This is a genomic window from Butyrivibrio sp. WCE2006, assembly GCF_000701985.1.
Lineage (GTDB): Bacteria > Bacillota > Clostridia > Lachnospirales > Lachnospiraceae > Butyrivibrio.
The window spans coordinates 19074-43109 of sequence record NZ_JNKH01000009.1; the positions used below are offsets into that span (position 1 = coordinate 19074).

Annotated in this window: 19 protein-coding genes; all 19 read right to left on the reverse strand. The window is 33.4% G+C overall.

Annotated features, from left to right (window positions below):
* Positions 1-26 precede the first annotated feature (26 nt).
* The 19 genes from T501_RS08090 to T501_RS08180 all read right to left on the reverse strand — a co-directional run bounded on the left by T501_RS08090 (position 27) and on the right by T501_RS08180 (position 23905).
* Positions 27-554: a GtrA family protein gene (locus T501_RS08090; protein WP_242845499.1), complete on the reverse strand. Its 528-nt coding sequence runs from the start codon at positions 552-554 to the stop codon at positions 27-29.
* A 65-nt stretch (positions 555-619) separates the two neighbouring features.
* On the reverse strand, positions 620-1402 hold the full coding sequence (locus T501_RS08095) for a glycosyltransferase (protein ID WP_044914227.1): 783 nt from the start codon (positions 1400-1402) through the stop codon (positions 620-622).
* A 3-nt stretch (positions 1403-1405) separates the two neighbouring features.
* Positions 1406-2356, reverse strand: a complete 951-nt coding sequence (locus T501_RS08100; protein WP_044914229.1) for a glycosyltransferase family 2 protein — start codon at positions 2354-2356, stop codon at positions 1406-1408.
* Between the two features lie 20 nt (positions 2357-2376).
* On the reverse strand, positions 2377-3954 hold the full coding sequence (locus T501_RS08105) for a DUF6056 family protein (RefSeq protein ID WP_044914230.1): 1578 nt from the start codon (positions 3952-3954) through the stop codon (positions 2377-2379).
* 18 nt (positions 3955-3972) lie between these two features.
* On the reverse strand, positions 3973-5379 hold the full coding sequence (locus T501_RS08110; protein ID WP_044914231.1) for an MBOAT family O-acyltransferase: 1407 nt from the start codon (positions 5377-5379) through the stop codon (positions 3973-3975).
* A 20-nt stretch (positions 5380-5399) separates the two neighbouring features.
* A complete protein-coding gene (locus T501_RS08115; RefSeq protein ID WP_155994817.1) occupies positions 5400-6566 on the reverse strand; it encodes an alginate O-acetyltransferase AlgX-related protein in 1167 nt (388 codons plus the stop codon).
* 25 nt (positions 6567-6591) lie between these two features.
* On the reverse strand, positions 6592-8763 hold the full coding sequence (locus T501_RS08120) for an LTA synthase family protein (RefSeq protein ID WP_155994818.1): 2172 nt from the start codon (positions 8761-8763) through the stop codon (positions 6592-6594).
* A gap of 43 nt (positions 8764-8806) precedes the next feature.
* Positions 8807-9430 carry a flavin reductase gene (locus T501_RS08125; RefSeq protein ID WP_044914233.1) on the reverse strand — a complete coding sequence of 208 codons (624 nt, stop codon included), beginning with the start codon at positions 9428-9430 and terminating at the stop codon, positions 8807-8809.
* A gap of 341 nt (positions 9431-9771) precedes the next feature.
* Entirely contained in the window at positions 9772-12546 is a 2775-nt protein-coding gene (locus T501_RS08130) for a hypothetical protein (RefSeq protein WP_044914235.1), read from the reverse strand.
* 73 nt (positions 12547-12619) lie between these two features.
* On the reverse strand, positions 12620-14011 hold the full coding sequence (locus tag T501_RS08135; protein ID WP_026510177.1) for an MATE family efflux transporter: 1392 nt from the start codon (positions 14009-14011) through the stop codon (positions 12620-12622).
* A gap of 47 nt (positions 14012-14058) precedes the next feature.
* A complete protein-coding gene (locus T501_RS08140) occupies positions 14059-14643 on the reverse strand; it encodes an acyltransferase (RefSeq protein ID WP_044914237.1) in 585 nt (194 codons plus the stop codon).
* Positions 14644-14646: 3 nt separating this feature from the next.
* Positions 14647-15756, reverse strand: a complete 1110-nt coding sequence (locus T501_RS08145) for a glycosyltransferase family 4 protein (protein ID WP_155994819.1) — start codon at positions 15754-15756, stop codon at positions 14647-14649.
* A 6-nt stretch (positions 15757-15762) separates the two neighbouring features.
* The gene (locus T501_RS08150; protein WP_026510174.1) at positions 15763-16947 is read right to left on the reverse strand and encodes an O-antigen ligase family protein; all 1185 of its coding nucleotides are present in this window, start codon (positions 16945-16947) and stop codon (positions 15763-15765) included.
* 97 nt (positions 16948-17044) lie between these two features.
* On the reverse strand, positions 17045-18199 hold the full coding sequence (locus T501_RS08155; protein WP_044914241.1) for a glycosyltransferase family 4 protein: 1155 nt from the start codon (positions 18197-18199) through the stop codon (positions 17045-17047).
* 93 nt (positions 18200-18292) lie between these two features.
* Entirely contained in the window at positions 18293-19327 is a 1035-nt protein-coding gene (locus tag T501_RS08160; protein WP_050008201.1) for a glycosyltransferase family 4 protein, read from the reverse strand.
* A gap of 201 nt (positions 19328-19528) precedes the next feature.
* A complete protein-coding gene (locus T501_RS08165) occupies positions 19529-20650 on the reverse strand; it encodes a glycosyltransferase (RefSeq protein WP_242845501.1) in 1122 nt (373 codons plus the stop codon).
* Between the two features lie 261 nt (positions 20651-20911).
* Entirely contained in the window at positions 20912-22114 is a 1203-nt protein-coding gene (locus T501_RS08170; RefSeq protein ID WP_155994820.1) for a hypothetical protein, read from the reverse strand.
* Positions 22115-22122: 8 nt separating this feature from the next.
* A complete protein-coding gene (locus tag T501_RS08175) occupies positions 22123-22932 on the reverse strand; it encodes a DUF4422 domain-containing protein (RefSeq protein ID WP_044914243.1) in 810 nt (269 codons plus the stop codon).
* A gap of 22 nt (positions 22933-22954) precedes the next feature.
* Positions 22955-23905 (reverse strand): hypothetical protein, encoded by a 951-nt coding sequence (locus T501_RS08180; protein ID WP_044914244.1) that lies wholly within the window; start codon positions 23903-23905, stop codon positions 22955-22957.
* Positions 23906-24036: the final 131 nt, after the last annotated feature.

Genomic DNA, 24036 nt, shown 5'->3' on the forward strand with positions numbered 1-24036 from the left:
CAATCGTACTTTTTCGAGAATTAATATCAATTTGCTTCTTCTGACTTAAATGCCCAAAACTTATTAATTATAAAGTTAACCGGAACGCTAACAAGAAGATTTATTATGGGCGCGATAAACTCTGATATATGAAAAATCTGAACCCACAAAACCATCAATACACTATTTAAGAATAATCCTGTAAACGAATATGAAATATATGTTTTTATCAAAGCCTTCCACAAGTTGCGGCTCTGGCCCTCTTCCATAACAAAAACCATCTTATTATTCCAATAAAATGACCATAATACGCTGAGTACAAAAGCTATGACAGTTGCAATTAGATAATCAATGCGCTCAAAAACCCCTACAGCTCTCATCAAAAGAAGAGAGAACGTATATAACAAATAGGAAATTACTGTATTACTGACACCCACAATTCCAAACTTCACGAACTGCATCAATGCAGCGTGAATCTCATCAGTATAGTCTCTTCCAACAATCTTAAAGCAGCTTTTAAAAACAAAAGCTGCTATTCCTTCAATAATGTTCCATGCAATATTAGTACTTTTCACAATAACCTCTCTAACGTGCAAGCATATTTAGATCCCAAAACAGGGAACATATGATTACATCTTATTTAATCATATGTCTTATAGCTTATTTTAAAGAACTGATACCCAATCTTAATAAGCCAATCAGGCCAGAACTTTCTAAACATATAAATCTCTTCTTCTTTTCTCTTATTATCCTCAGTCCATTCTTTACTCGTCGCATCATCATGTATACGATAGTAGGTCAGAACCTTATCTACATACAGAAAAGGGTGTTTTGTGCCGGCAAGATCAACAAACGTCTCCCAATCACAGGCAAATTTTAAACGTGACTGAAAAATAGTGGTTCTACACAATTCCTTGTTATAAGCGCATGTAGGACAGCATATAGAATTACCAAATGCTAAACAATATTTCTTAAAAAATTTAATTCCTGACAGAGTCTTGCTTTTCATAGGAGATCTAAAAAATCTTCTAAGTCTTGAATTTAAATCTGTGGTAATTTCACCATGTTTAATTGGGTAATAATCTGTAAATGCCATAATGGCATCAGGTCTCTTTTTTATAGCGTTCACAAGTTCAATTGAATAGCTTCTATTATACAAATCATCCTGATGAGCAACAGTTACCCATGGTGTCTTGGCTTTACTTACTGCAAAGTTCCAATCATCAACTATATCACTCTTTCCTTCCCTTATATACAGAGGAATTCCGTGTTTCTCAGCTATTCCCTTAATATAATCATCCGGAGTTGAAGTGCACATAATAATATCACTATATTTTCTCTGATACATAAGTGATTCTACACAGTCATTTAAATATGGAGAATCTTTATATGCACAGACTGCAAATGTATGTATCTTAGACATAAATTAATCCTCATCCTTAAGATATTCTTCTACTATATATCTTGGTCTTCTCTTGGTTTCAAGATAAATCTTTCCTATGTACTCTCCAATCACCCCAAGACATATCATAATAATTCCACCAATACCCCAAACAGATATGACGGTAGTGGTCCATCCGGGAATGGTTCTTCCATTAAGTTCACCAATAATACAATAAACAAGAACAAAAAGGCTCACAAAGAATATTAGTATTCCCAATCCACTGATCATTCTTATAGGCTTTACACTTAATGAAGTTATTCCTTCCATGGCAAAATGCAGCATTTTCTTAAGAGGATATTTACTCTCTCCTGCAAAACGTTCCGCACGGTCATAAAAAACTCTATCCGTTTTATAACCAACCATGGGGACCAGACCTCTTAGAAACAGATTGACTTCATCAAATTCAGCCAGTCCATCCAAAGCCCTTTTGCTCATGAGTCTGTAATCGGCATGATTATACTCAATATTGGCTCCAAGTAATGACATAAACTTATAAAAGCTTTGCGCAGTAAATCTCTTAAAAAATGTATCCGTTGTTCTTTCTGCACGAACACCATAAACTATATCTGCTCCTTGAAAATACTTTTCAAGCATTTCATCAATAGCATCTATATCATCCTGAAGATCAACATCCATTGAAATAACGACATCACCAATTTGACGTGCTACCATAAGTCCGGCAAGAAGCGCATTCTGATGTCCGCGATTCCTACTGAGGCATACACCTTGAAACAGACTATCTTCATCATGAAGCTTTTTAATAATTTCCCATGTTCTATCAGCTGAACCATCATTCACAAACATCACTCTGCTATTCTTAGCAATCTTGCCAGAAGATATTAACTGATTCATTTTTTCTTTCAAACGTTTTGATGTTTCCGGCAAAACTTCTTCTTCGTTATAGCACGGTAAAACGCATATCAATCTATTCATCTACCATCAACCTCTACTTATTATTCTGATAAACATTCTGATATATCCTTCCACACTATTTCAACATCTTGCGGAATATCATAGTATTCTTTCATCCAGATATCTGTAAATTCAAATCCCTCGTCACAGGACATCATTCCACGACCTGCCTCGTTGTCGTATTCCAGAAGATATATCGTATCCGAATTTCCATCATAATTTCTTAGTATACTCCTATTTAAAGAATCTGCATAATAATTCCTCTCGTATTTGCGATAAGTGCTGATCATATTAAGTGTCCCAATCAGTAAAAAGAGAAGCATAACCCAAATAAAAGGAATCTTCATCAATGTAGTCTTATTGATAAACATTTGAAATAAAAGGTTAATAAAAATCACTGACAAAAAAACATAGGGTATACACTGCCTTAGTGAAAAAGTTGGCGCTATCAGCAAACAGTAAACTGAAGAAATAGCCGCCATCATTATTGGAATAAACTCTGCCATTTTAAATATGACAAAGAACTCCACTATTCCAATACATAAAACTACTTGAAACACAAAGAACAACAAGTTTTTCATTTCTGTAGAAATATGTACATTTAACAACAATTCTCCTGCCTTTTCCAAGAGACATGGAATAATAAGTACTATCTCCAATATCCAAGCCACTTTATTCATTTTATTATAAAGTAGCATCATCATGCCCAATCCAAATATTGTCAAAACAACATTGAACCAAAGCATATCTGAATGGTTAAGCAGCTCCATAAGCATATTAAAGCTATTTACAATTTTGTCCCAAAATGACATCTCAAAGTACTCTGTATTTGATTCCATACGGGCAAAATTACCGGGAGCCAAAATCATCATGGCTAAAAGAGCAAATGAAGAAACAACTATTACAATATTGCCTTTCCACTTTGATCCTGCAAAGAAATCTATACCGGCTCTAAATAATGCCCACACAAAAAAGCCGCCGCCAAGCTGCTCCTGGGACAATACTGCAAGTGGAAACAAAACAATGAACATCCACCAATCCTTAAAACTTATCTTTGAACCGCTCTTTATTTTATTGACTAATCTCTCATAGAAATATATGCTGCTTAAAAACGGAAGTAATGGCCAAACATAGAGTACAGAAGCTGAAGCCCAATAGTACCCGTTAGATAATGTATCTCCTTTAAGGATTCCATAACCTACAACAAAAACAATCGCAGCAATCACATCATTAGTTTCTTTATAGTACAATTTCAAAAGCTTCAATGCGACAATATATGTCAAAATAATAATAACAGCCTGAATCGCCATGAATAAATGTGGCCCATTCTTTTGAAGTGGAATAAGCATAAGAGCATATATTATTCTTCCACCCCAATTGTGATAAATAAATACAGCCCACTCGAGAAGGTCCTTTATTCCATAGTCTGTTCCTGAGATATTACTGGAATCATATCCGTAACTAAGGGATGAATTACCAAAATCGTCAAAATACATACCAACAAAATGATGTTGCATGATCAAAAAGAAAAAGAACACCCCAAAAACAAGGATCACCTTAGCATTTTGGCTAAAAGCCTCATCAAATTTACTCTTTATATTCTTAATGTAAGAATCCATACTTTTCTCCAGAAACTATTAAAACTTAAAATATATAAACGGATTATACGACAATCCCGCAAGATACGTTAAAGTAATAAAAAACAGAATCAAGTACCCTGCTTTTGCCAAACGTTTATTTTTAAACCGCTCTTCTGCAACTCTAAAAACCGGAGTTGACGCAATAATTGCAACAATCAACATAAAATAATACAAGTATGTAAATTTGAACAACACTGAATCTACATTAAACCCGGCTAAATTAATTGTAAACATATTTTTTATATAATTTATTGCAATTTCAATATTATCCGCTCTAAAAAAGACCCATCCTACTATAACTACGATGCCAGTATAAATTCTTCCAATCCATACAGGTAATCTTTTTAATACTTTTCCAAATCCCAGTCTCTCGATAAACATAAACAATCCATGATACAATCCCCATATAATAAATTGCCATGCTGCTCCATGCCATATTCCTGTAAGAAGGAATACAATCCAAAGGTTCAAATACGTTCTGGCTTTACCCTTTCTGTTTCCTCCTAAAGGGATATACACATAGTCTCTAAACCAGGTAGAAAGAGAAATATGCCATCTTCTCCAAAATTCCTGAATACTGCCGGATATATACGGATAGTTAAAGTTTTCATTAAAGTGAAACCCAAATATCAAGCCCAATCCAATTGCCATATCTGAGTAAGCAGAAAAATCATAGTAGATTTGTAATGTATACGAAATCGCCCCAATCCAGGCATAAACAGAATTAAACTGTCCAGAAAGACCAAAAACAGCATCTGCCATAGCGCCCATAGCATTCGCCACAAACACCTTCTTGGCAAAACCTATAATAAATCTTTTAACTCCGGCTTCAGCCATCTCCAATGTAGTATGTCTGTTCTCAATTTCACGATTCACATCACTATATCTTACAATTGGTCCTGCAATTAACTGGGGAAACATCATTATATAGAGCATAAGACGCCAAATGTTTTTCTGGGCCGGAACTACGCCTTTATAAACATCAATAATATAAGACATAATCTGGAATGTAAAAAACGAAATACCTATAGGTAATGCTATTGACGGTATATTAAAAGATATTTCTCTGCCTGCAATCTTCGTACAGACAATACCTAAATTATCTGCTATAAAATTCATATATTTGAAAAAAAGCAAATCTATGATATCTACAGAAAGCCCTAAAATCAAAAACAATCCTTTTCTGTTGCTTTTCTCTATCATCAGGCCACACAAATAATTAATTATAACCAAACCTATAAGTAAAAAGAGATATTTCATTCCTCCCCAGGAATAAAAAATCAAAGAAGCAACTAAAACAACCAAATTTTTAAATTGTATTTTCCCGCTTCCTTCTGCTAAATAATATGAAATCAGCACTACCGGCAAAAAAACAAAAACAAATATTATTGATGAAAAGACCATTACAAATCAATTACTCCCTATTATTTATTAGTCAGTAGCTGTGGATTTTCAAGAAGATAATCTATAAATCCAAAACTCATCCTCGAAACATGTGCTTCATTAACTTCTAAAATCAAAATGTCAGATTTAGATAAATATTCACCCATATCATCAAACTCATCATATGCATCAAAAGCAGAAAATGTTCTTGCCTCAGCCCCATTATTTAAATAAATGTAGTTGTTTTCATAGTGAGCCACAGTATTAAATATCCCATTATTTTCAAGGGCTGACAGGCTTTGCCCCATAAAACTTCCCCCCCTTAGGAATACCGAAGGAACATCTTTTTCTTCTGTCACTGTCAAATTAGACTTGAAAAAAGTATCGTTCATGGCAGGAACAATAAGGTTTAAACTGTCATAAAGATCTGTATCCGGAGCTACAGGCTTATTTTTCTTACATTTCTCTATCTGCTGGGTTGCTTCAGACAAATCCCATTTGCTATTTTCTTCGATATATTTTTTAAATTCTATGGCACATCTATTCCCCCATGGCTGCGACCAATGTATTCCTGTCGAATAAAACACCGGCGCATCTATCTCATCAATATGTTCATCTATATACTTATGAGAATCAAAATACTTTAGATTACTATTTGAAAGATATCTGACAAATCTGGAATAGTCATTTTCTCCACCATTTTCCATCAAATGATATTCTGATGAAATCTTATCTTTGCAAAAATATGCTTTGCTTGGAGTAATAAAAATATACATTTCCTTGTTATTTTCCAAGCAAAGCTTATCTATTCTATTAAGTTTTTCCATTAATTCATCATAATAGGCTTCATCAGATACCGGATATATATTCAGCTCACGATATATGTATTCCGGTTCAAAAAGATATTTATCTTTTTCAATAAGCACATTACTATTTGGAGATTCATTGAATAAAGAATAAAGCAATTGAGATCTAAGTTTTATTAATGTTTTTCTACCCCAAAAATGATTCTCAATATAATTATTAACCTCCGACTGAGTCGTACCCTCCAAAACAGATTCCATTGTTGGCGACTCCACTGATGTATCCTGCGTCACTCCGCCTAAACTAATAAAATGATCCGGAAATACTCCTATAAAAGGAAATAATAATATTAAAATAAAACAATATACAAACAATGAACTTCTATTAGAATTCTTTTTCTTCATTACCCTTTAACCAAAACCATTCTTATTATTTACTTTTATGTGTAAGCTTCTCTGAATAATACGCTGAATTCTTTTTCAATTCAACATTCAAATAATCCGCTCCATACTTCTCAACAAGCGTTTCTACATCGGAAAACAAGTTAGTCCCCATACCCAGTCTATCTCCTGAAATAGAAGCGCCAAGACTTGCTACCACTGTCGGAAAAATATCCATAGAGGAAAAAGCGCGATCTACGCTCTCAATATTTTGTAACCGATCCGCAGGGTTTATTATAGCGAAATATGTTTTCCTTGTATATCCACTATTAACTCCCTGTGCATCAATATATCCAGTGTCCATTGTAGGATGGTCGCCTGAAATAATTATTGTAGTGTTACTATAAAAATCTTGAGACTTTATCCATTCTACAAACTGATCAACTTGTTTACTGGAACATGCGATAACATTACTATATTGATCATCATAAACATTCTCGCAAAGTGGACACAAATAACCATCAATAAAATGGGTGTCAACTGTTAGTAATGAACAGTTAAATGGTTCGCCTTTTTTTGCTAATTTGGTAATTTCACTCTTAGCATATTCAAATAGCTTTTGATCTTCATATCCCCACCACTCATAATAATCTTCAGGAATATACCCCTTGTCTATGGCAGTATAATAATCAAATACATCATAATCACCGTGATTTTTGAAATATGAATATCTTCCACCAAATTTCGCATCTGAACCTATCATAAATTCCTGATTATATCCATTTTCCTTTAAAATATCTCCCAATGAATATATTCCAGGCAAAAAATCATTCTCATATTCAAAGGTACCGTTTAACATCCTATTACTAACTATAGCCTCGTTTACAACAATTCCGGCTGTCTGAGCAACAATAGCTCCAGTCGTAAATGTTGCACCTGAAAGGGCTACTGCCCCGTTTATATCATTACTCGTTGAAAACCAATTTTTATCAGAAGCAATGGATGTAAGTTCAGGGATATAATTACTGCTCATGGCCCCGCCAAACGATTCATCAGCATATGTTGATTCCATTGATTCCAAAAATATATAAATCAAATTTCTCTTTTTATCAGGAAATAATATGTCTACGCTTTTAGGATCGACATAATTATTATCATATATGTCTGTGCTATCAGCTACATATGATAAATAATCAGCAATACCAAATTCTTCTGAAGTAGTTAATATGAGAAGCGCTATAGCTCCAATCCCGTATCCCAACTGAAGAACAACTATGAACATTTTCCATAATTTTTTGATTTTCACAAAATCTATCACAAAAAATATTCCAAAGCATAAAAATCCAATTATGACTATGGTTACGACTATCTCAACAAAAGGACCAAAATTTGTCCCCTCAAGAGAATTATTTATATGGAATATTATTTGTCCTAATTCTACATTCCTAAAATTCTGAAGAAGATAGTACCTAAGATATACACCTTCTAAAAATGCAAGCCACACAACAAAAGAAATAAACGAAATCAGCACCCTAAATACATTATTAATGTTTCTCTGGTCATTGCCTGTAGGCATAAATAGCAATATTATCAACAAAACCGTCATTAAAATTGCTGACGCAAAACCTACATTCATGATAAACTCACATAAAGAAAGCCTTATATCCCGAGCAAAACCAGGCTCAATATACATTAAGGGATCGTCATTCGGTGGATTTACCAAGATACGTTGTTCATTAACGTCTTCCACTCCGCTATTCTCTATATCCATACAATAATCAATGAATGTTAATGAATCATAAGACCTGACCCTTAATCCAAAGAACAAAACATTGACTTTAGAAAGTCCAAATTTTTTACCAGAATCAACAAAATCAATTCTATAATAATCTCCGTCTGCTGTAGAAATATCTATTATCGATTTATTATCCCTAATAAAGCCGTATGAAGCCTTCTCTTCACTGTATTGTCTACCGACATCACCCCAGTATAATTTTGAATAGCAACCGTTTACATCATATTTGTTGTCAAAAACAAATTCTAATTTTGTATACAGAGTACTGTTCTTTTTTGCATAAATAAGAGCCAGACTAAGCATGCAGAGAATGCTGCATGCAATAATTAGTCCGGCTACTCTAAGTTTATTTTTTAAAGTTCTATCTATCTGCATTCTTACTAATTTTTCTAAAACACTTTGAGACGTAACATTTAACCATTTCACATAATACCATATATCGGGCAATTATAGTAATAATTCCCCATTATCATCTCACTACCTTCTCAAAATCAGCCTTAGGATGTTTGCATACCGGGCAGATGAAATCATCAGGAAGTTCCTCTCCTACCCACTCATATCCACATATCTTACAGCGCCATATGGTCTCGCCCTTTGGAGTTGTTCCTACAGCTTCAGGCTTCGGCTTTATATTGTCCTGATAGTAGCTATAGGTTGCTGATGGAGTAGCATCCAACACTTCCATAGCTGTTGGCTTACCAATAAACAAAGTATGAGAGCCAAGATCAACTGTCTGCTCCACTTCAATTGAGAAGAAAGCATTTGTTCCTCTTGTGATATACGGTATTCCATTATCAGCATATTTGCAGTCACTAAAGCTTTCAAATTTATTGACATCTCTTCCCGACTGGAATCCGAAATGCTTGAACAATTCAAAATCTGCTGCCTCACTTATTACAGATATATTGCATTTTTTCGTCTGCATAACCATATCATGAGTATAGTTTGCTTTATTTACAGCAAAAGAAATCTGATTTGGCTCAGACGCCACCTGAATTGCAGTGTTCGTGATACAACCATTTTCTTTATCACCCACTTTAGCAGTTAAAACAAATAACCCATACGACAGTTTGTACATAGCCTTATTATCCATAGTGCTTCCTCCTCATAGAATTAGTTATTATTAACTTATGCAGCCCACATCAATATTATCGCAAACCTTTTTAAAAAATTGATAGCCAGCCTTAGAATCCTCAACAACAACTACATCATTTTCACCAAGCAAATTTTCACGTTTAAAATCATTGTCATACATCTTCTTCAGGCTATTGTATGTCTTTTTTAGCTTACCATATTTACCAGACTTCTTTCACATTCAAGTTCTATCGTATCAAATATCTTGTCTTTTGCCTAACCATTAGTATTTCTTCAACCATACATCCTTTAATATAATTTCCCTATCCTATTAACTTGCATTATCCCAAACAATAACAATCATTCTTCATTTACAATCTCTCCATCAAGATTATAATATGTCTTGCCAGCAATAGCCCCTGTCTCATCATAACGTATATCAATGCTACAGTAGCCATCAGGTCTTAATATCAGCTCATTATCAAGTCCATAAAACTCTTCATGTATTACCTGTCGTTTATCATTGTAGGCTCTGACAATATACCAATACTCTCCATAATTGAGAATCGGATCGTTTTCCACATCATAGTATCTTTCAACGATTATATTCCCTGCTTCATCATATTCTCTTTCTATTTTAGCAGCACCGCTTATTGACGCAACCGGATTCAAACTCAAATCAAAAAACCTACATGATGTCCAGTTTCCCAAATCCTTGTATTCATAATCTGTTCCATGATAACCATTTGGAATATCTATGGGATTACCTTCCAAGTCAAAATACTCTTCGTGAACAACTTTGTAATCACCATTCAACACGCGACGAGTATCAAAGTCAGGTGTCCTTCTGTATTTTATGGCTTTCAATTCCAAACTTTCGTTAGAATCCATAACCAAAAGATAATTGTAATCAACAGCTCCTGCCGTAAAAATAACCGATTTAGACAGATGACCTTCCTCATCAAATTCACTGCGCAGAACCGGTATTGATATCACTTCGCCTGCTGTCTCTTTATCTCTACCTAATGTAAGTTTTATTGTACAAACCTGATAGTCATCGGCATATGAATTATTATCTCTTAGCGCCAAATCGTATGTTGCAGTATATTTTCCAGGATATATTTCTATCAAAGTTCCATTTTCTATATCCTTATCCTGTCCATCTATTATAACAGCCCCATCATCTGTTATACTTAGTCCATTCGCTACAGCTAAATCGTCCAGATCAACAGCGTACTCTTTTGTACAATAACCGGTAAGATGATATCCTTTACTCTCTAGCTCTTTTATTACGGAATCATCATTAGTATATACAACGTCTGACTCAGATATGGGTGTGTATAAGAACCCGGCATTTGTTAGTACCTGAGCCTCATCATTAACATCCATTATTACAGTAGTATTACTCTGTGCACCAAGCGAAGCCCCACTAAATATTGATGCCTTTATTCCTCCTATTTCTTTATTATAAAGGTAAGGATAAGTATCATTATAAACTTCGCCATCAGCATTCTCTACTATTGTCGTTAATACTTCCTTTTCATCATTGATTCTTGGAATTACATATTTTTTTGCTGCAATTATTTCAAACATACCACAAGTAAGCAACAGCAATAATGCTACCGTACTTATGATTACTGTGACAGCATTGGATTTTATAATTCTTTTATCAAACACTAATGAAACAAGAAGAAAACTTATACTCCAAATAATAATCAATACAACTGCAAATGTGATAAATAAAACAAGCATTGTTGGCATTACACCTATGTTGTCCATAGTTACCATTATTGCTGTTCTTAGCCATAAATAAGTAATTGGTAAAGCATAGATAAATATTGAAAGCAGGAATGCAAAAACAAGAGCAGGATATAATGTCCTGGTTTCTCCATATTCCGCTAACTCTCCTAGGTATACACCTATCAAAACAAAAATTAGAAACGCTATATTTATCCAATAAATCATGTCTGAGAAAGCGCTTACTAACATTATAAAAGCCACTAACAATGAAATTGTACGGACTGATTTTATCTTTGATTTTATGGAAGTGCTAATAGCAGAGATAAAACAGCTTGTATATAGAATAAAAGCAGCCATTCCATAGTCGGACAAAAGTGATATAAAAGAGTTTTCTACCGGACCTGCAGTATCACCAGTTATACCAAGGAACAATGCTGCAAGAGGCCTTATTATACTATATGTGTATAGCATCCCCCCTCCAAATATACTATGTTGAAGATTTCCATTTCTCCACACATTTATTGCAAAATCAAGGTCAGCTACTCTGTTCCTAAATCCCTTGTCACCATAATAGTTTAGATAAACATCTTTATTTATAGCTGCAAACATAACTGCAAATCTATTTATTAGATTTTCAATAACCTCAATAGTAGTACCTTTAATGGATGTAAATAATACCAAAATGACTAGCAGAAGAAACAATATGCTCCACATGATACGCCCCTTAATATTATGTAGCACACTATTCCAAAAAAAGGCTTTAATTCCATGCCTATTTATAACCACAAAAATCACCAATAAAACTAATAATAAAGCAGAAACATGCCTTAATTGAGCAATTATCATTATTAATGCTGACAATATCGTTCCAGCAATCATTTTCCTTTTGTCTTTAACATAAAATAATGAAACAAATGCCAATACCAATGCCGCATTTCCTTCAGCAATAGGATGCAAAAATGCCATATGCATTCTGTCAGAAAAATCATGGACTACAAAATAATCCAAAGTCCCAATCAATAAAGTCACAAAAAGAATCATCCATAGTCTATTAAATGCGACAGACAACTCCCCTTTTGTCGAAACTGCAATACTATATCCAGCAAATACAATAAAGAAAATGGATAGTGAATACCTGTAAGATATATTAGAAGCATGTTCAATAAACAAAAAATATAGCATCCACATTACTGTCAACACAGCGAATATCGAATGCTTTTTAATAAAAGCAAATAAATTACTAATATTATTTTTTAACCCTGTAACTACAAAAAAGAGGCTTACTAGAATAATTTCTAGAAAGCCATCTCTGTACTCATCTTTCATCGAAAGCAAAACAGCAAATGCTATGCCAATATATAAATAATCAGTCCAAGATACTAATCTTTCTCTCATATGCTCGTTCCTTCCAATCATACTTTGAAATAGCACACTTTTATTGCATTTACTATATTTCCTTAAGACCTATTTATTTTGATAATTTCCTCTTAGCTATTTTCAAATATGCCTCTTTAAACAAACCCAGTATTTCTTCAAACACCTCTGGCAAAAGCATCCTTAAGCCTAATATTACAGTCGTAATATATATAATGAATCCCAAAACTTCATTAATGAAAAAATTCAACGCAAAATAAACACAAATTACTATCAAAAAATACGCACATTCTTTTTTAGCAAAGCGATAATTAGGATTTTGTACCTCACAAATAATAAGCCACAATAAAGCTGTTAAGAATGTAGCTATCGCAAATGCATCCATTTTCCTATAAAAGAAATATAATATTGTGTTTAATAAAGTAGCGATAATTATAAGTTCTATCAATTGAAATAAGTATTTATTCTGTTTCTTATTTACTTTATATAAATTTACGTAAACCCCCTTTACCACTGCATAAAATGAATGTGCCCCAAAAAGAAAAACTAATGGAGTAACAGAGTCAGTATACTTAGGCAGGAAAATTTTAGTAACCCAGACAATTGGAAAAACAGTTGAAATTGCCAATACTCCAAATATCATAGATATACGCTTGGATTTTTTAATATATTCTGCACTACTATTTTTGCAAAATGCATTATAAAAAGAAACTGTTATAGGAGAAATCAATGCATTGATCAAGCTTTCAGCACTAACAGCAAAGGAATATTGTGCAAACTGAAGATTTGCCATCAATGCTTTGATAAACCATCTATCCAAACTAGTAAATAATAGATTAGCAAAATTACCAATTAAGAGAACTATTCCCTGCTTTATCATCTCCATTGCCCTTTGGAAAGACAGCATCCCAGGTCTAATAGTCTTTTTTTTCGACAGTTGCAGATAAAAATATACAGCACATCCAAAGGTTACAAAAACTGATACAGCTGAATAATGTAAATAATTATCGCTATGAAACACGAACATTATTAGCAATTGTATAATCAATATAGAAAACTTTTGAATATTTAGTGCCAGTCCATAATTCTTAAATTCTCCTATAGCTTGAAATAATGATCTAAAAAAGCCCAGGAAATTATCACAAATCATAGCAATAGAAACAATAACTCCAATTGTACTGTGCATTATCGCAGAAACTATAAATATACAAAATCCAACTATCAAGTTCAAAATAATATAATTATTTATGTCAACTGCGATAGTCTTATCATTTATACCATCCAGCTCTTTTCCGCCGTAATATAAATACATACCATCCGCATATCCTAACTGAATTACGCCAGCATATCCAACATACAATGTAAATGTTTTAAAATATGAATAAGAATCAACTGATAAAAATTTAGGTAGTACAAAACTTGATACTAATCCAATAAACAAATACAAAACATTTGCCACCAGTATATAAGCCATGTTTTTCTTCATGCAATTTCTCCTAATATCATTGGTTAATGCAACACATAAAATAAAACTCACCTAAAGAAAGGATGAAAATTGATTTGATATTGCAAATCTTTATTCCTTTCTTTAACTTTAGTAGCTGGATTTCCAATATATATTGCATTCTCCTCTACTGTACCTTTTATTACAGCTCCAGCACCAATTATGCACCCATCATTAAGAATTGATCCATCAAGGATAATTGCATTACACCCAATCCAAACATGATCCCCCATGCTAACAGGAGCCTCATAATACTCAAAATCTTTACTATTAGCCTTATGTGAAGCAGTGATTATTTTTGAATAAATAGATATTGAGCAATCGTCTCCTATCGTCAATCCACCACGGCCATCCAAATGGCAATATTCATTTATTATGCTTCTTTCACCTATTTGTATCTTACTTGGTCGTATTACTCTTGTTCGTAGCCCGATTCTTGACCCTTTCCCAATTTTCATGCCTGATATGACATAAAATAATTTTCGTATATGCCACACAGGGATTATTGCAACTATGTAGTTCAAAAACCAACCATAAAAGCTCTTGATGAAATCAAAACATGTAACAAAAACGATATTAGAGTCTTTTATATTCTTTAGTACTTCCCTGTTCATTAATTACACCCTAAAACAGTCATTATATCTTTTAGCAACTTTTGCCATAATATTATCCCAATCAAGCTCATCAACGGCAAACCTTTTGGCTTCTTCGCCCACCCGATGAGCATAATCTGGATCTTTTTTGTTTTTTTCACAAAACTCAATCATAGCATTCCTTAAATTCTCGACCTGCTCTTTTTTATTTTTATAATCATAAGAAATTATAAAATCTTTATCAGCAATATCCTTTATATACCCAAAGATTGGGATTACCGTTGCTTTTCCAGCTGAAATTGACATAATTGCCGAGCCTGAATTTTGCATGCTATCTTTTTCATAAGGCAGCACTGTGGCATCACAGCCTGCAAGTGCACTACCTAATTCCTCATCGGATAGAAAATGCAGCTTTAGCTTTATGTTATCTATCCCTTTAACACTATCTTCTATTCTTTTTTTAAGTTCATCATTGTTAACCTTCCCACAGATTAACAATTCCGCATTGTTATGTAAGTATTCGCAATCAAATGCCTTAATAAGATATGGAACCCCTTTATATTTGGAAATAGCCCCAAAATATAAAAAATGCACTTTCGAATCTTTATGATTATTATCCTGAACATAGTTGTTTATTGACTTACAATAGTTACCATGTGGAACAAATAATATCTTATTTTCCGGGAAATGATAATCTTTAGTCAAAATTTCAGCTGATTCCGTACAATGAACAATTACAAGGCTAGTCCATTTTAAGAAAGACCTTATGAACTCATCTTGCCTTGCATTAATTCCATTATGACTTTTGGCATTATGCATTGTCCAAACCACTTTTCCTCCTAAAATATGAAATAAATACAAAAAAAGAAGGATTAAACGACTTTTCACAAATGAAGCGGCTCCTTTATGAGCCGCATTTTCTTCTAACCAATTAAAATGAAAAATAACCTTTTTGTTCTTTAGTACACTCAAAATGGATTTGAGAATCAGATTTAGATCTCCTTCCCACCTTTTATTGATTATTTCACAATCATTGCTTTCCAATGCTTCTGTTGCTAGCTTAACATAATCGTTTGAATTACTGTGTGGTGGATAAAATATAACTCTCATTCTAACAATTACCCTTTCAATCAATCATTTTTATTCATCCAATTTATAAATCATTTCCCTAGAAATAGATTTTTTGCCCCCTTTGTCAGCCAAAGTCCATGCTGTAACGAAGCATATAAAGAACAGCTCAGGTCTAGAATAGACCTCTGTTATATAAATCATCAATATAGCCCAAAGCATGCTGACTGCAGGAATACTTAACCGTACATCTGCTTTATCAATTTTCACAGAAAGAATCCAAATAATCAGGGAAAATAATATCCCACCTACAATTCCACCAAAAACAAGAAAATATAAATATGTACAATGCGGATGGTAATAACCAAACATATTCTGTTTTGCTATATCTGTAAATTGTACGCCAACACCATACATTGGTGAACTTTTAAACCATTGTATCGCTGCATCCCAAACATAAGTCCTAACTGTTAATGTCAAATCTTTATGCAAAAGCCCAACAATAATAAATGAGAAAAGCCTTTCAAAATCTAATAAAACAATCAAAACAAAAACCATTAATGCTATCATTACACCCAAAAAGGCTGTTACTGACCTTTTTATTAGTTCTTTGAGGCAATAGATCAAAAAGAAGACCATGATGCCAACAATACCTGTTGCAGATCTTGCAATCAAAGTTGATAGGATTGTTGCCGCAATACCTACATATTCTAACAAATTGAATTTTCTCATTTCCAATTTTTTAGCTTGAAAAGTACTATACAAATACGGAATGTGATACATTACAAAAAGGTTTTTGTTTCCCAAAAACCAGTTATCAGGATTGACATCTCCACTCATAAACCATCCGTTTGGATAAATAATCAAAGTGAAAAAATTACAAATAACATAAATAAAAAACAGGCTTTCGACAGCAAAGAATAAACTATATTTATCCTTTCTCATCGAAATATCGGCAAACATACTACATGTAATCACCGTTCCTGATGTAAGAATAATAGACCTGATATCGCCCCTATTAATGTATGTAGATACAAACAAAGCAACATACAGTAAAGAAATTAGTATAACAACTTTAGAGTAGTCGCGTTTCCAAATGTAATACACTGGAATCACTCCCATCAAAATCACTCTAAAACCATCGTATATGAAGTTTATTAATGCCAATTCACTCATCACATCTACAAATGTAGGTTTTGTAAACACAATTAGAAAAAAAAGCATATAAAAATATGTTATCTTTACTTTTCTCTTCATTTTATATTTCGTCCATTGAATTATTATGAGTGTTTTCCTATTATAAGCATTTCTTTCAATCAGAAGCTCTTAATTTCAAAATAACTAGCCCCCAATTTTATTGGAGGCCTAATAATATTTGATGATAAGCATCTACCATTTTATTAACAATTTTATCCCATGTATAATCTTGTACTATTGTCTCATGGGCCTTCATAGAAATTGCCTTTGCTTTATCTCTATTGCTCAATAATTCCTTTATCGTGACACACCATCTCTCAACATCTAATGGTAATATGAATCCATTTTCACCATCTTTTATAACCGTTGCAGATCCGCCATTATCTGTTGTTAAGAAGGGTGTCCCAAAAAACATAGCTTCCAACATTACCATTCCAAATATTTCATAGTTCGTCGGAAGAAGAAACAAATCTGACATCCTATAGATGAGCGGAACCTGATCCTGCGGAACTTTTTGAGCATAATATATGTTTTTTTCAATTCCTAACTTACTAATTTCCTTCTTACAAGCTTCTTTATAGTCTTCCGGACCATCACCCAATATTGCAAGCTTACAATTTGGAATATCTTTAGAGACTTCTTTAAAAATATTTAACAGAAAAATAATGTTTCTTCTCTCTGAAATCTGTCCAATATATAAAAGAAGCCTATCATTTTGTTTGAATTCTTCTAAATCTTTTACAACCTTCCCTTTTTTTGCTGTCTCATTACCATCAAACCTTTTTATGTCGAGGCCTACTCCTGTTACAGCAATCTTTTTAAACCCTCGTTCGCTCAAAAATTCCTTCGCATAATTACTTTTAGCAAACATCCAAATATTCTCTTTTGCTTTTCTCGGAATCCATAAACGATCAATCAATTTAATCTTCAAATTATATTTTCTATTTGTCACATTATAATATGGTCCATGAGTCATACATACCCTTTTTTTGTATTTACTAAAAAAGGCAAGATATCTACTAAACAACTGATCATATTCGCAAACCTGTATAATGTCATATTCCTTTAAAATTTCCCCAACATTTGGAAAGAAACCGTTACCCGCAACACTGAATCCCTTAGCCCATATAACCCGAATATGTGAATCTTCATATTGTATGATGTCTTCATGTGTAGGTGCATTTCCTCCATAATACATTACATCACACTCGATACCTTTAGATATTAATGCCTTAGCTATTCCTATTTCCTGTAAGTTGTATGTTTTTAAATTTACTATATTTCCATTTGTACGAAATATCAGTACTCTCATAATCTCACCACGTAATTCTTTGTAAATTATTATAAGTCAAATTTTTTAACATATTTTATATACGTTTTTAATATATAAAGCAATAAACCAAAATCATGCCAATATCTTTTGATACAAATCAAACGCTGAACCTTTCCAACTATATTTCCCCAGTACTGTCTCTCTTTGCTCATTAGTAATCACTTTAACAGTTGATAAATCTATCTCCCAGTTTCTTGGATCTATATAATTGACAGCTTCTCCAAATATTTCATGCATTATTATTGTATCTGATACAACTATGCTCTTTGCCCCTGCACTCATTGCCTCTAATGGAGGAAGCCCAAACCCCTCATAATACGTTGGAAATAAAAAGGCTTTGCAATCTCTCATCAAAGTTTTAGCTTCTTCATCACTAACATAACCAATCAATCTCATATTATTCGGACATTCAAAACCAAGCCCCTCAGCAAATACTGTCCTATTGATCGAGCCAGACACAACAAAAGTTTGATCTGGATTTCTTTTCGCTACTTCTGCTATCCATTTAAAATTCTTGTTTGGTTCTAAACTACACATTGAAAAGAAATAGCCATTCTCTTGCAAATTGTACTTATTCAACGTTGTTTCATCATATCCTATTCGTTCAAAATGTTGCCATGCATCTGGAATAACCACTATTTTATCTGCATTAACATTATAGTACTTACATAATTCTTTTTTCGAAAACTCGGATACTGTGAGAATCTTATTGCTTCGCTTTATCGCATTCCAAAACAAAACCGTGTACCAAGCGATAAATTTTTTACTAAAAAATTGTGGGCATGCATTAATTTTAACATCATGTATACATACTATACCCGGTGCAGGGATAGGAGCGACATTACATAGATTTAAAGAAATGGCATTTCTCTTATTTACATATAGCGGAAATGACAAATGCTCCCAAAGACGATTATGTAACTTTCCAACTTTCGTGATTTTTATATTTTTAAAATCAGGGACCTCAGATATTTCCGGAGGTATAGCCATTTCGACCTCACCCGGTTTTACTATCTTATCCAATTCTTCAAGAAGTTCCCGAGCATACCTTTCCACTCCGGTAATCTTATGGAGAAGAAATCTGCCATTGATAATTATTTTTTTCACAATTTCACCTATATATTTTTGCCTATCTCATTTGGAACTCTGCAAACAAGGATCAAAGTATAAATATTTCTTTAAGCATAAACAAAGATGAACAAATTGAAAATACAGCTCCGAACAAAAAACAACGATAATTACAGAGCATTTAATTTGATCATCTTATTTATATTTAAATCCAAATATTCTAACATTTCCTTAAGTTCATCAATTAATCACTTTTAATAAATTCGCCTTAAATTGAGTGTCTAAAAAATTCTCTTCAACACGTTTTTTTCCTGCTTCGCCCATGCTTTTCCTGAGTTCTGAATCTTCACCGAGCCTTTGTAAAGCATTTGCATACATTTTTACATCTCTATTAGGCACCTCTATACCTGTAATATCATTCAAGTTCACATAATTCACGCCAGAACCAGGGATAGTAAAGGTCACTGCCGGCTTCCCATAATACATTCCTTCTGCCAGAGCTAACCCAAAGGCTTCATTCTTAGTAATAGATGGAAAGCAAAATATATCCATAGCAGTTAAATAGCCTTTAAGTTCTACATCATCGACAAGTCCTAAAAAATGTATTTTTTTATCAGCCCCAGCCTCTGCTTTGAGATTATCAGTTTCTTCTCCCTTACCGGTAATATAAAATTGAAATCTATCATCCAAAAGATGTGCTGCCTTTATCAGATACTTAAACCCTTTATATTCCGTATGACGCCCAACGGCTAAACAAATAATCTTCCCTTCGTTCATACTCCTAATCTTAGCAGCCATCTCTTCAACTTCTGGTGTTGACTGAAGGCGTTCAACATTTATGCAATTTGGCACGACAACACATTTCTCTTTCGCCTTTTTAAGCCATGAACTCCCATCAACATAATTAGGACTGGTAGCAATTATCACATTAGCCCTCTCTATCAGCTTTTTGTTTTGACAGACAAAGAAGTTTTTAAGAATTTTCTGTTTAACTATATCAAGATGCCAATATATAACTAGTTTTGTTGACAAAGGAATGTTTCTCAAAAGATATCTAGCCACAAAAGGGTTAGGATAATGAAAAATAATTATATCCGGGCAAAAAGATGCTATTAACTCCTTAATTCTTTTCCCCATACTTATAGATAATCCCTGTGATGATACTGTAGAAAACACTCCACATCGAATGATTTCTACCCCATCAACTATATCCGTCTTATCATCCGCTGAATCATTGAAACAAATCACTTTTTGCTCAAACTTTCCCGCAAGAGAATTGACACAATCTTGAGCAATCTGCTCCGTTCCTCCACGAAACGGGTAATAGTATTTAGATATATGTAGAACTTTTTTCATACTCATATTTTCCTCAAAAAACATAATACATAATTCCTGCGGAATAAATTATTTATATAGTTTTCACAAACCACACTTATATAATCTCAAGATGGAATAACTACAAATAAAATCATTAGCTTATCTTATATGTTACAACTAATTACACTCATATTAAAAGAGTATTTCAATCATGCATATAAACACAGAATGGTATTATAACATATTATGATAGCAATCAAAAGTCATATTATCTAGCCTATTTTCTGTTTAATCTTTGCAATTTCTTTAATAGTACCTTTTCTCTTCTAACACCGCTCTTGTTTTCATACAATCAGCCAAAATAAGTCCATATACGAACCAATTTAGAGGTCCATCAAATGTCCCCAGCACAATCTGTACAATCAAAATATATGTCAAAAATGCCACATTCAGCACATTGCCATAAAACAGGCACATAATTATCAAAAACGCTACTAACACTACTACAAGCAATACGCCTAATGCACCGCCATTTATCATAACATTAAGAAATGAGTTTTTTATTGGGCGGCTGTATCCAATAACATTCCCGACTCCAGAAATCGACAACCCTCCAAAGCCAACGCCTCTCCAATTAGTAACATGCATAGCCTCTATAAATGCTCTAAAGGGATTTGTAATCTCAAACGCCATTGCTGTATCTGTTCCCATGAACAAATTTCCAATTCTTAATCCATAGATTGGAGAGAGCATAGCAATTGTGAGTATTATCGCCAAAGCCACAGTCATAATACTGATCCATTTTATTTTTGACTTAAAATCCTTGGCTAATTGATTTCTATTATTTGAAATATATGCAAATAACAGTATTAACATTGCTATTGCAACTGAGATGATTCCTGTCATCCCGTATGATAAGAACATTGTCAGAAGAAAAATGGCACTAGACACTACTGTTTTCCAGCTGATCTTATGCACAAGTCTATATACACATAACAGGAGAAACACTCCGCAAACCACTGACAATTCAGCTGCATCATTATATAGAAGCTTTAATCTCATCGCCTTTGTTCCAGTCATATATTCTGCATGCTGCCATAGTAATGATCCCGGTGTGAATAACGCAATAACCCATAGTATAAAATGCAGGATGGCTCCAACAAAAACAAGCTTTTCAATATCCAAATGTTCAAGCTCATTAATTACCCATATAGTTAATGTAATATTCAATAAGGTGTGAATCAGAAAGACTGCTATAGCTGTTTTATCAGACGCTCCGGTGATAAAATGGCTAATCAAAGCATATGCTACAAAAAACAGAAATATTTCACCAATACTTTTTACAAGCATGCTTCTTTTAAATACATACCATATTAGAATAGCTCCGGAGAAAATGTATAGAAGATGTGTGCCGCTTAACCCAAGTGCACTCAAACTATTATTAAAAACGAGTAATAACCCCAACAAATATTCCATAATATCCCATCCTTGAAATCTTACTTTAATCATTCTCGCATTTAAAAGCTATGCTTATATTTCATATGAAATACCTTGGCAGCTAAAAATGCCCATCCCTTTTTTATCCAATTTATTCGTTCAATATGAACACATGGCAGTTCTGTTATCTGATCCTCACTTACCGTCCCCTCGGTCAGTTCATGATCAATCCATACATTGAATAATATTTCTCCAATTCGTCCTATATATCTTCCCTGATATGCGTCATATGCATTATCTTTTTGAAGTTCTTCCACTTCCGGTAGTATTGAGAACATCCATGAACAATATCTGTCAACTAAGTCTCTTCTCATTATCATCATATTGAACATATATCCATAAACTCTATTCAATACCCTGTCAAATGAATCCAGATAACCCGGATATTTTTTCTCAATTACTCTCCTCGTATCATCGAGCTGACTTATGTAATGAGTATGTGCATAATGAGATTTAATTGTCTCAATATAATATTTTCTTTTACCCGGAATTAGGATAGCCTTATCCTTTAGTATCTGCCTTAATTCCTCACCACCTATTACCCGGTCAAAGGGTTCATAATCATAATCTCTTTCAGGTGACCCAAAATACCTTCGGTAATGCACAAGGCCTATATAATCGGCATCAAGATTTTTCCATGCCCAATATAATCCTGTAAGCTCACAGTAGCTTCCGTTTTTTACAGAGATATTGTCTCCTGTATCATCAGCAGTATATCCCTGTATCCGCGAATCTCTTAAAGCAGCACCAACCTCAACAGGCAGATAAACCGGGTCATCCGGCACTCTATATTCTTTTGTCGTCGCAATAATAATTTTTATATCTATCATCGTTATCCAATTTTACTAGTAATCAAGCATTCTTTGCAAGTTTTTGCACCATTCCCATAAACATCCCAATGACAAGATAAATGAGAAATGCTGCATTTACAGTGTAAATCATAAAGTGCAATGTGCTTACCGTTAGCGTAGCACAAGTAAGTATTGCAACTTTTCTTATCATTATATCCTTACAGATAATTATTAATACAATTGCATAAACAAGGATGCCCATATAGAAAATAAAAGCTAGTAATCCTAAATCAAACAAAATGGAAGAAAATGTGTTAAATGAATACTCTTCTATTATATCATGTACCTGCAGCATTCCTCTCCCCAGTAAAATATTTCTAATTCCTCCTTGGACGTATTTCGGTAAGATGTACCTGATAGAAGTTACATTATTCATACTAAATGCACCCTCTTTTAGTAGAATTACGGCAAAAAAAAGCGAGATAACAGACCCTGTAGCCTTATATCTTATGTCATCAATAAATAAAATTGTTATTGTGGCAAAGATAATTGTTACAAACAAATCTACTTCTTTTATCAAAAAATACCCTGTCTGATGATCCACCAAATACTTTACAATGCAGAGAATAGTAATTGCACAAAGAAATATCCATAACTTACTAATTGCATTTTCTATTATGCCTTCATTTCTGATAACTATGGCATATCCCGCAAAAACAACTGAGAACATGGACAAAAACCACCTATCAGTCGTTGCTACCTTATTCACAAAACGATAGTAGGCCAGATAACATATAACTACCAGTACAAAATACCAGTATTTTCTTGCAAAGCTAAGCAGAATCTTTGAATTTTCCTTGACTCCGCTAAATATAAAAAACAACACCACCGGTATTATCTGATAGAACCCATCCCTTGAAAAATCCAATATTGACAGCATCATTGCCACAAGAAGCCCAATGACTGGATATTCATTCCATGTAATGTCAGATTTATTCTCCACTTTTTCCATACAAAAAACCTTCATCCAATTTGCCGTTGACTTCACTTCTCCATTATAGCAAAAAGGAGCTATTAAAATGATAAATCATTTTTCGCTCCTTTGTTTATACATTTTTAGAAATCATATTATTTTGAGCCAAA